Annotated in this window: 6 protein-coding genes, 3 rRNA genes and 2 pseudogenes; 9 read left to right on the top strand and 2 right to left on the bottom strand. The window is 54.3% G+C overall.

Translation table 11 applies throughout. The features are described 5' to 3' along the window. The 4 genes from HMPREF1261_RS09580 to HMPREF1261_RS12555 form a co-directional block, all read left to right on the top strand. Positions 1-1,356 (top strand): 16S ribosomal RNA (locus HMPREF1261_RS09580); the annotation flags it as partial. Positions 1,357-1,866: 510 nt separating this feature from the next. Further along, positions 1,867-4,942 (top strand): 23S ribosomal RNA (locus HMPREF1261_RS09575). Positions 4,943-5,099: 157 nt separating this feature from the next. Next, positions 5,100-5,217, top strand: a 5S ribosomal RNA gene (gene rrf / locus HMPREF1261_RS09570). A 305-nt stretch (positions 5,218-5,522) separates the two neighbouring features. Further along, a complete protein-coding gene (locus HMPREF1261_RS12555; protein WP_337891990.1) occupies positions 5,523-5,876 on the top strand; it encodes an anion permease in 354 nt (117 codons plus the stop codon). 107 nt (positions 5,877-5,983) lie between these two features. Here the strand turns inward: HMPREF1261_RS12555 and HMPREF1261_RS09560 are convergent, their stop codons facing one another. Then, on the bottom strand, positions 5,984-6,694 hold the full coding sequence (locus HMPREF1261_RS09560) for a GAP family protein (RefSeq protein WP_034658215.1): 711 nt from the start codon (positions 6,692-6,694) through the stop codon (positions 5,984-5,986). A 181-nt stretch (positions 6,695-6,875) separates the two neighbouring features. On the opposite strand from HMPREF1261_RS09560, the gene HMPREF1261_RS09555 reads away from it, so the two are divergent. Continuing rightward, on the top strand, positions 6,876-7,487 hold the full coding sequence (locus HMPREF1261_RS09555) for a TetR/AcrR family transcriptional regulator (RefSeq protein WP_023030800.1): 612 nt from the start codon (positions 6,876-6,878) through the stop codon (positions 7,485-7,487). A 77-nt stretch (positions 7,488-7,564) separates the two neighbouring features. Here HMPREF1261_RS09555 and HMPREF1261_RS12550 read toward each other — a convergent pair. Further along, positions 7,565-8,130 (bottom strand): annotated as a pseudogene (locus HMPREF1261_RS12550) (aminotransferase class I/II-fold pyridoxal phosphate-dependent enzyme). A gap of 266 nt (positions 8,131-8,396) precedes the next feature. Here HMPREF1261_RS12550 and HMPREF1261_RS09540 point away from each other — a divergent pair. The 4 genes and pseudogenes from HMPREF1261_RS09540 to HMPREF1261_RS09530 all read left to right on the top strand — a co-directional run. After that, positions 8,397-9,341 (top strand): HNH endonuclease signature motif containing protein, encoded by a 945-nt coding sequence (locus HMPREF1261_RS09540; protein ID WP_232208002.1) that lies wholly within the window; start codon positions 8,397-8,399, stop codon positions 9,339-9,341. Positions 9,342-9,383: 42 nt separating this feature from the next. Next, positions 9,384-9,584 carry a transposase gene (locus HMPREF1261_RS09535; RefSeq protein WP_023030796.1) on the top strand — a complete coding sequence of 67 codons (201 nt, stop codon included), beginning with the start codon at positions 9,384-9,386 and terminating at the stop codon, positions 9,582-9,584. Positions 9,585-9,813: 229 nt separating this feature from the next. Further along, a complete protein-coding gene (locus HMPREF1261_RS13290; protein ID WP_084538542.1) occupies positions 9,814-10,149 on the top strand; it encodes an IS3 family transposase in 336 nt (111 codons plus the stop codon). Continuing rightward, positions 10,091-10,432: pseudogene (locus HMPREF1261_RS09530) on the top strand (transposase); the annotation flags it as partial. The gene HMPREF1261_RS13290 and the pseudogene HMPREF1261_RS09530, both read left to right, overlap by 59 nt.

Here is a 10,432-nt window from a genome sequence, read left to right as displayed (position 1 = left end):
TCTAATACCGGATAGGAGCCATCTTTAGTGTGGTGGTTGGAAAGTTTTTTCGGTGTAGGATGAGCTCGCGGCCTATCAGCTTGTTGGTGGGGTAATGGCCTACCAAGGCGGCGACGGGTAGCCGGCCTGAGAGGGTGTACGGCCACATTGGGACTGAGATACGGCCCAGACTCCTACGGGAGGCAGCAGTGGGGAATATTGCACAATGGGCGCAAGCCTGATGCAGCGACGCCGCGTGGGGGATGAAGGCCTTCGGGTTGTAAACTCCTTTCGCTAGGGACGAAGCTTTTTGTGACGGTACCTAGATAAGAAGCACCGGCTAACTACGTGCCAGCAGCCGCGGTAATACGTAGGGTGCGAGCGTTGTCCGGAATTACTGGGCGTAAAGGGCTCGTAGGTGGTTTGTCGCGTCGTCTGTGAAATTCTGGGGCTTAACTCCGGGCGTGCAGGCGATACGGGCATAACTTGAGTGCTGTAGGGGTAACTGGAATTCCTGGTGTAGCGGTGAAATGCGCAGATATCAGGAGGAACACCGATGGCGAAGGCAGGTTACTGGGCAGTTACTGACGCTGAGGAGCGAAAGCATGGGTAGCGAACAGGATTAGATACCCTGGTAGTCCATGCCGTAAACGGTGGGCGCTAGGTGTGAGGGTCTTTCTACGACTTTCGTGCCGTAGCTAACGCATTAAGCGCCCCGCCTGGGGAGTACGGCCGCAAGGCTAAAACTCAAAGGAATTGACGGGGGCCCGCACAAGCGGCGGAGCATGTGGATTAATTCGATGCAACGCGAAGAACCTTACCTGGGCTTGACATACATCAGATCGCTGCAGAGATGTAGTTTCCCTTTGTGGTTGGTGTACAGGTGGTGCATGGTTGTCGTCAGCTCGTGTCGTGAGATGTTGGGTTAAGTCCCGCAACGAGCGCAACCCTTGTCTTATGTTGCCAGCATTTGGTTGGGGACTCATGAGAGACTGCCGGGGTTAACTCGGAGGAAGGTGGGGATGACGTCAAATCATCATGCCCCTTATGTCCAGGGCTTCACACATGCTACAATGGTCGGTACAACGCGCTGCGACACTGTGAGGTGGAGCGAATCGCTGAAAGCCGGCCTTAGTTCGGATTGGGGTCTGCAACTCGACCCCATGAAGTCGGAGTCGCTAGTAATCGCAGATCAGCAATGCTGCGGTGAATACGTTCCCGGGCCTTGTACACACCGCCCGTCACGTCATGAAAGTTGGTAACACCCGAAGCCGGTGGCCTAAACGTGTTAGGGAGCCGTCGAAGGTGGGATCGGCGATTGGGACGAAGTCGTAACAAGGTACCCGTACCGGAAGGTGCGGGTGGATCACCTCCTTTCTAAGGAGCTTTTATTTTGGCTGCAGTTGCAGCCATGACCCACAGTTGTGGGTTGCCCACTGTTGTTTGATGGTGGGTTGGTGGTTGAGTAGGCGAGTGTTCTGCTGCCACCGATGTTTGGAAATTCCGGGTAGGACATACACCTTAATCAGCAGGTCTAAGTGTTGAGACAGTGCTTTGTGACATGCGTAAAAGTGTCCATGTATACGAAAATGAGTGTTGATTGTACGTTGGTGCATTGTTGGGTGTCTGGGGCATTATCCCCTTTTGTGTGTGCCTGACTGGTTGATGAGCGTCGTCTGTTGTGGTGGTGTTTGTTGCTGGTTGGGGTGTTGTGTGAGAACTGTATAGTGGACGCGAGCATCTCACATGATGCCACTTGTTTTTGTGCTTGTGGTGTCTTGTGTGTGATGTGATTTTTCTTTTTGTTTATTTTGTCAAGTTCACTTGTTGCCACTGCATACGGATTGTGTGACCTTTGTGTTGTGTGGTTTGTGTGTGGTGGTTGGTGTGTTCGTTATTTAGGGCACATGGTGGATGCCTTGGCATGCTGAGCCGATGAAGGACGTGTAAGGCTGCGTTAAGCCTCGGGGAGTTGTCAATAAAGCGTTGATCCGAGGATGTCCGAATGGGGAAACCTGGCCCTGGTTATGTGGGGTTACCCTTCAGTGAATTCATAGCTGTTGTGGGGGTTACGCGGGGAAGTGAAACATCTCAGTACCCGTAGGAGGAGAAAATAATAATGATTCTGCTAGTAGTGGCGAACGAACGTGGATGAGGCTAAACCGTGTGCATGTGATACCTGGTAGGGGTTGTGTGTGCGGTGTTGTGGGGCCTAGCTTTGTGTCATCTACCAGTGGCACGCCCTGTGCATTGTTGTTAGGTGAAGTGGTTTGGAATGATCTACCGGAGTAGGTGAGAGTCCTGTAGCTGAAGATGATGATGTGGGGGTTGTTGGGTTCCCGAGTAGCAACGGGCTCGTGGAATCTGTTGTGAATCTGCCGGGACCACCCGGTAAGCCTAAATACTCAGTGTGACCGATAGTGGATAGTACCGTGAGGGAATGGTGAAAAGTACCCCGGGAGGGGAGTGAAATAGTTCCTGAAACCATGTGCTTACAATCCGTCAGAGCACCTGTTTGTGTGTGATGGCGTGCCTTTTGAAGAATGAGCCTGCGAGTCAGCGGCATGTCGCGAGGTTAACCCGTGTGGGGTAGCCGTAGGGAAACCGAATCCTAATGGGGTGATAAGTGGCATGTCCTGGACCCGAAGCGGGGTGATCTACCCATGGCCAGTGTGAAGCAGCTGTAAGAGGTTGTGGAGGCGCGAACCCACGTAGGTTGAAAACTGCGGGGATGAGCTGTGGGTAGGGGTGAAAGGCCAATCAAACTCCGTGATAGCTGGTTCTCCCCGAAATGCATTTAGGTGCAGCGTCGCATTTAGCTTGGTGGAGGTAGAGCGACTGGTTGGTTGAGCGGGACTACAATCTTAGCAATGTCAGCCAAACTCCGAATGCCATCAATTGTGTTGTGCGGCAGTGAGACTGTGGGGGATAAGCTTCATAGTCGAGAGGGAAACAGCCCAGATCGCCGGTTAAGGCCCCTAAGGGTGTACTAAGTGGAAAAGGATGTGGGATCGCGAAGACAGCCAGGAGGTTGGCTTAGAAGCAGCCATCCTTGAAAGAGTGCGTAATAGCTCACTGGTCGAGTGGTTCTGCGCCGACAATGTAGTGGGGCTCAAGTACACCGCCGAAGCCGCGGCAAGCAACATACGTTGTTTGGGTAGGGGAGCGTCGTGCATGGGTGGAAGCGTTACCGTGAGGAGGCGTGGACTGTGTGCGAGTGAGAATGCAGGCATGAGTAACGAATTGTAAGGTGAGAATCCTTACCGCCGGATGACTAAGGGTTCCTGGGTCAAGTTCGTCTTCCCAGGGTGAGTCGGGACCTAAGGCGAGGCCGACAGGCGTAGTCGATGGATAACCAGTTGATATTCTGGTACCCGTACATGTGCGCCCATGATAAAGCACGGATACTAACCACTGCGGATACGCTACCTGTTCACTTTTTTGAGTGTTGGTGGTGTTGATGTCGTGGGGCCTGATGTGTGGTTCAAGTGATGGGGTGACGCAGTGAGGTAGCCGCGCCACTTATTGGATTGGTGGTGTAAGCGTGTAGGCCGTGTGGTAGGTAAATCCGCCGCACTTTGTGGTTGAGGCGTGATGCGTAGACCCTAAAAGGGTTGATGGTGGTGATCCTGTACTGTCGAGAAAAGCCTCTAGCGAGTGTGTGTATGGCCCGTACCCTAAACCGACACAGGTGGTCAGGTTGAAGATACTAAGGCGTTCGGGTGAACTGTGGTTAAGGAATTCGGCAAAATGCCCCCGTAACTTCGGGAGAAGGGGGGCCCTGTGACGTGAAGACCTGTGCGGTTGGAGTGTTGTGGGGTCGCAGAGAATAGAGGGAAGCGACTGTTTATCAAAAACACAGGTCCATGCGAAGACGTTAAGTTGATGTATATGGACTGACGCCTGCCCGGTGCTGGAAGGTTAAGAGGACCGGTTAGTAACCTTTGTGGTTGCGAAGCTGAGAATTTAAGCCCCAGTAAACGGCGGTGGTAACTATAACCATCCTAAGGTAGCGAAATTCCTTGTCGGGTAAGTTCCGACCTGCACGAATGGCGTAACGACTTCTCTGCTGTCTCGACCACAGGCCCGGTGAAATTGCATTACGAGTAAAGATGCTCGTTACGCGCGGCAGGACGAAAAGACCCCGGGACCTTCACTATAGCTTGGTATTGGTGTTTGGTTCGGTTTGTGTAGGATAGGTGGGAGACGTTGAGGCTATCACGCTAGTGGTGGTGGAGTCGTTGTTGAAATACCACTCTGATCGGATTGAGCATCTAACCTTGGCCCATGATCTGGGTTGGGGACAGTGCCTGGTGGGTAGTTTAACTGGGGCGGTTGCCTCCCAAAATGTAACGGAGGCGCCCAAAGGTTCCCTCAGCCTGGTTGGCAATCAGGTGGTGAGTGTAAGTGCACAAGGGAGCTTGACTGTGAGACAGACATGTCGAGCAGGGACGAAAGTCGGGACTAGTGATCCGGCACCTACTTGTGGATGTGGTGTCGCTCAACGGATAAAAGGTACCCCGGGGATAACAGGCTGATCTTCCCCAAGAGTCCATATCGACGGGATGGTTTGGCACCTCGATGTCGGCTCGTCGCATCCTGGGGCTGGAGTAGGTCCCAAGGGTTGGGCTGTTCGCCCATTAAAGCGGCACGCGAGCTGGGTTCAGAACGTCGTGAGACAGTTCGGTCTCTATCCGCCGCGCGCGTTGAAACTTGAAGAAGGCTGTCCCTAGTACGAGAGGACCGGGACGGACGTACCTCTAGTGTGCCAGTTATCCCGCCAGGGGTATCGCTGGTTGGCTACGTACGGAAGGGATAACCGCTGAAAGCATCTAAGCGGGAAGCCTGTTTTAAGATGAGGTTTCTTTTGAGGTCCCCTAAAGACTATGGGGTAGATAGGCCAGACTTGGAAGCACTGTAAGGTGTGAAGGCTACTGGTACTAATTGACCAAAACAAACACACCACAACAACCCCCGAACACCATGTGGTTTAAGGGAAGTTGAAGAGTGTTCTTGTTTAGCGAGTAAACAAAATGTACACATTCCGTGTGTCGCGTCCACTATGCAGTATCTGACACAACACCACACACAATTGTGGTGGGTAGTGTTCTAATAGGTTTGTCGGTGGTTAATAGCTACAGGGAAACGCCCGGTCCCATTCCGAACCCGGAAGCTAAGCCTGTACGCGCTGATGGTACTGCAACCGGGAGGTTGTGGGAGAGTAAGTCACCGCCGACAACAAACAACAAAACAACAACTAAATAACAAGCCCGTCACCCAGAGCAACGACTCAAAGGTGACGGGATTCCTCGTTTTCACCCAAACCCTGGGGCGGCTAATGTCAATGAACTACGAACCAGCCCCCTAATCCACACCACAAAAGTACAGACCCGAAAATACAGACCTGCAGGTGGGCATCGTCAAGCGCCTAACAGTCCAGGATCGGTGACCTGCATGAATGCACACCCAGGACTGCAGATTTAGATCCCCTGCAGCACCTACGCCGGTGAATGAAACCCACAACCTGAGGCTTTCACAGAGCGATTCTGCCCGAACCTCCGGAACCTACCTATTTTCAGATCTGGAAGTGTTCTTCGGCGGTCCGTATTTCTGAGACCACAAGTAGTACCGCGGCAGCGGCTGTCACTGTGCCAATTGTTGTTCCACTCGCTATGGCTGCGGGAGTAGACCCCGTCATGCCGGCGATGGTCGCTACTTTTGGCGCATGCTTTGGCTTCATGCTTCTAGTTTTCATGCCACAAAATCCCATCGTTTACGGCTCCAACTGCGTTTCTATCGCGCGCATGATCCACACCGGCGTCAGCTTCGACAAAATCGGCGGCGCGCTGATCATTTTCTTCCTCCCAGCTGTTGCCGCCTTGGTAGGTATTGGTTAGGGGCTGAAGGAGACTTAGCCCTCGGCCGCAGTAAAGGCGGGCCGGGGGCTAGCTCTGCAGGAAGGAGCTCTTCAATTGACGATACCGCTCAAGGTTCAACCTGGAACCTAACCGATCAATCCAAGGCTTACTGCACTTGACGCCGCCATGTAGCCTCCCACAATCGCCGCGATCCACAGCAACGTCACTTTCGCTTCATACTCCAGCCGAGGGATGGCGCGCTCCAAACGAGGAAAGATAGCTGGCCCTGCTGCGCTAGCAATGACAGCCAAAAGAGTTGCCGGTAGGACCATGATGATGCAGTAACCAGCAATAAGCGCGACCTTGCCGCTAAATCCAAATGACATGGATTGGATAATTCCCATTGCGCCTAGGTAAGGCAACATCGTCGCGGCCTCGACAATGGCAGCACCTAGCGCAATCCCCACCATGCCGGTCGCACTCAGTGACGCATCCCGTGCAAGGCGAGAAGCCCGACTCGTTGGCACTTCGGCGCCGGCGGTCTGCGTGGCTGCGGGCTTCTTGGGGGTTGGTGAGAACACACCGAAGACGAAAAGCCCCGCACCCAGAACGAGCGTCACCCACCGGAACCAGTCAGTCTCGCTTACGTCAGAAAGCCTCGATACTGCCGCGTCGAACCCCAATAGAAGCGCAATACCAAGGGCGCAGTAGGCCGTGGCGATCGTAGCGAGATAGGTGCCCAACAGGACTAAACGCACTCGTCGCCAGATAGCAATCAGTGCAATAGGAATGACAAGGGTTCCTGCACTCAAACTATCTACGAGTGCAAGGCCGGCAAGGGGAAGGAAGTCTGACAAGGAATTCTCCGGTACTCGGGTGTCCGCGGGGATGTTGACCTCAGCTTCGTAAAGGCCTCAATCCCGCGTTATACGTTCGTATTAATCGTGTGGTTGGTACGATTGTATGAGGTGTAGTGTACGAGTGCAACTACATTCATGAATGGCTCATCGCATCTGAGCTACGCAAGATTGGAGCTCTATGTCCGTTGATCGCAACACACCCATCACCGGCACCGCCGCAGTGATCGCTGATGCTGCCATTCGGGTAATGGTCAGCCAGGGCCTCGATGCCCTGAGCGTGCGCAATGTCGCCACTGAGGCTGGCGTCGCACCTGGGACTGTCCAGTACCAAATGGGTAAACGGGACGACATCATCGCGAAAGCTTTTGTCAGGTCGTTGCAGCGCCAGGAGTCGCGGGCCCTTATGCAAACCGATGCGACGGATTTTCACGCGGCCTTCCACGGTCGCCTTGCTGAACTTTTGCCAATTGAACCTGTCCAGCGCGAGGATGCCGCTGTGTGGGTCATAGTGGGGGCTGCAGCCTCGACGCGCGAATGGCTAGCTGACTTATATGACGCCGAGGTGACGAAGTTTCGAGCGCGCGTGTCTGAAGGACTCGAAGTAGCGCAACGTTTGGGAAAGTTGGCCCGAGGGCTGTCGCCTGAGCAAGGTGCTCGTCTTGTTACTGCACTGGTCAACGGGCTGACGATCGACTACCTCAATGCTCCTGTGGACTCGGCGAAGCAGTTGTTAGCAGACCTTGCTTCGGGACTCGCGCTGATTGTAGAGCCCGGTTCTCCTAAAAGCTAGAACGGAATGTAGGGGCTGAAAGCCGTTAAAGATAAGAACGCGCAAGTCGGAGGCGGCATGCTTAGGATCGTGTGATCCTAGGACTCTGCAGTTAGACGCCGCACGGCTTCACGGATGACCTCGGGGCGCTTGCAGAAGGCAAAGCGCACCTTGTACTGCCACGGTTCCGGGTTGTCCGTGAAGGCGGCCAGCGGGATGGCTGCCACGCCCTTTGTTTCGGGCAGCTGCATACAGAAGTCGATGCCGTTCATTCCGGTGGGGGAGAGATCGGCAACCACGTAGTAGGTTCCGCCGGTGTCGTGCACGTGGAAACCCAGCTGCTTGAGGCCCTCCACCAGGATGCTGCGGCACTCTGCAAGCTCAGACACCATGCCGTCCAGCCATTCCTGTTCACAGCGCAGTGCATGGGCCACGACGGCTGGAAGGGCGTGGGGGAGACGAAGGTGGTGAATTGCTTGGCATTGATGACGCCGTCGAGAAGCGCGGGTTCCGCAATGGCCCAGCCGGTCTTCCACCCGGTGCAGTTGAAGGACTTGGGCGCGGAAGAGACCGCGACCGTGCGCGAGGCCATCCCAGGCAGGGAGGCGATGCTGACGTGCTTGGTGCCGAAGGTGAGGTTTTCGTAGACCTCGTCAGCTAACACGAGGAGTTTCTTCAGATCACGAGCCACTCGACTACGACACCAACACTAATGCTGAGGCAGGTGAACCGGTAGTCTTTTACGCCACCAACACCCCAAACAATCCTATTGCTGCAGCTGGAGTACAGGCTAGGAAGAACTCCTGGTTTTTCTACCAATCACTACTTCCAGACCTCGACGACGACGTGGACCTGACGTTAACCAGCCTGGCTAAAGACCTAGGCCTAACCTATAGCATCCTATCTGACATTATCAGGGCACACTTCCGCATGCAGGAACTACCGCTGGTTACAGCCACGAATTCTGAGCAATGGATACTAGATACACCACGCCTTAGGGTTATCGACCGGGAAATAGAACGTGTAGGCGACAACCACGAACACATTGGCCTGGTCGATGCCGCCCTGGCAGATTTTCTCACACCGACAGCACCCAGCCAGCATGTGCCCACTGTGGCGGATATCCGCCGGTTTATCCGAGACTTCATCGACACCCATCAGCTAGCAGTCGACGATACTGACGAGGTCGAACCTGCCCTTAACGTAGCTGTGCATAATAACCGGGCCACGATTAGTTTGACGTGTGATAAAGCCACTGCTGCCATCATCGCCCGCCATATCGACACCCAAGCAGACAACAACAGGTGCGGTGCCGGTGAAGCCTTAATCCAACTCATCCTGGACAACACGCATACCAAAGTCGCGATTAATACGTTCACCACCGACACCACCACTGACGACAATAACGCCGCCGGTGCAGGTGCTGGTGCTGGTGAGGCGAAAGTGTATTTCCCAGGCTACGGCTGGTCCCGCATCACCAACCTAGAAAACATCGACACCTTCACCCGACACCTACAACCAGAAGAAACCCCGGGCTACCAGCCCACCAGCCACATCCGCGCCTACACACAAGGCAGAGACCTCACCTGCCGCTGGCCCGGCTGCACCACACCAGCACACAAATGCCAACTCGACCACCGCATCGAATACAACAACGGCGGACCCACCAGCCCCGACAATCTCGTCACCCTGTGCCAACACCACCACAACATCAAAACCGACAAACGAGTCCACTACATCATGGACCCAATAACCGGCACCATCGCCTGGCTACACACCGACGGCACCTACCACATAGACCACCCCACAGGACCACTAGCCACCACAAACACACACTGGCACTACGGACCAGACCCCTGCTTAGCGGACACCTAATATCCAGCCCAGTCGGGCTGGAAAGAAAGGTAATCTACCACCATGTCCGGGTACTCCGAACAGTTCAAACGCGATGCCGTGGCCCTCTACGAAAACAATGAGGACCTCTCGCTGAACTCAGCATCAGCCCAGCTCGGTATCAACCGTGCCTCGCTGCATTCATGGGTAAAGAAGTACGGCACCGGCAAACGTGCCCGCATAAAAGCAGTGCAGGATAAAGCCCAAACGGCAAATGAATCGTGAGACGGATCCGCCAGCTAGAAAAAGAGGTCTCTAAGCTGCGCGAAGAACGTGACATCCTGCGCAAGGCCGCTAAATATTTTGCTTAAAGAAACTCACGGGAGTTCTGCTTCCAGTGTGGCTATGACCACCGAACCAAGTACTCGGCTTATGCGGATGTGTAATGTGTTAAAGCTGAATCGTTCCTCGTTTTACAAGTGGGTCCAAACCCGTAAAAATCGCAGGATAAGAGATGTATTCTGATGCCGTTATCGGTGCGAGGATCGCAACCATCTTTGATGATGAGCATGGTCTTTACGGCGCTAAACGCATCGCCGCAAGCCTGAACGAGGACACGGCGTATGCCCCGATAAATCACAAGAAAGTTGCACGAATCATGAAAGCCATGGGGCTTAGAGGCTTTACCAAACGCCGCCGATGCATCACTACCAGGCGTAAGGACCTGACCCCTGTTTGGTGGACACCTGATATCCAGCCCAGTCGGGCTGGAAGAAAGGTAATCTACCACCATGTCCAGGTACTCCGAACAGTTCAAACGCGATGCCGTGGCCCTCTACGAAAACAATGAGGACCTCTCACTGAACTCAGCATCAGCAGAGCTCGGTATCAACCGTGCCTCGCTGCATTCTTGGATCAAGAAGTACGGCACCGGCAAACGTGCCCGCACAAAAAGCATGCGCGACAAGGTCCAAGCAGCGAATGATTCCGAACGGATCCGCCAGTTAGAAAAAGAGAACGCAAAGCTGCGCGAAGAACGTGACATCCTGCGCAAGGCCGCGAAATATTTTGCCGAAGAGACTCACTGGTGATCCGCTTCCAGTTTGTCTATGACCACCGAACCGAATTCTCGG

This window comes from Corynebacterium sp. KPL1818, assembly GCF_000478135.1.
Lineage (GTDB): Bacteria > Actinomycetota > Actinomycetes > Mycobacteriales > Mycobacteriaceae > Corynebacterium > Corynebacterium accolens.
This window is presented reverse-complemented; position numbering and strand designations above follow the sequence as displayed.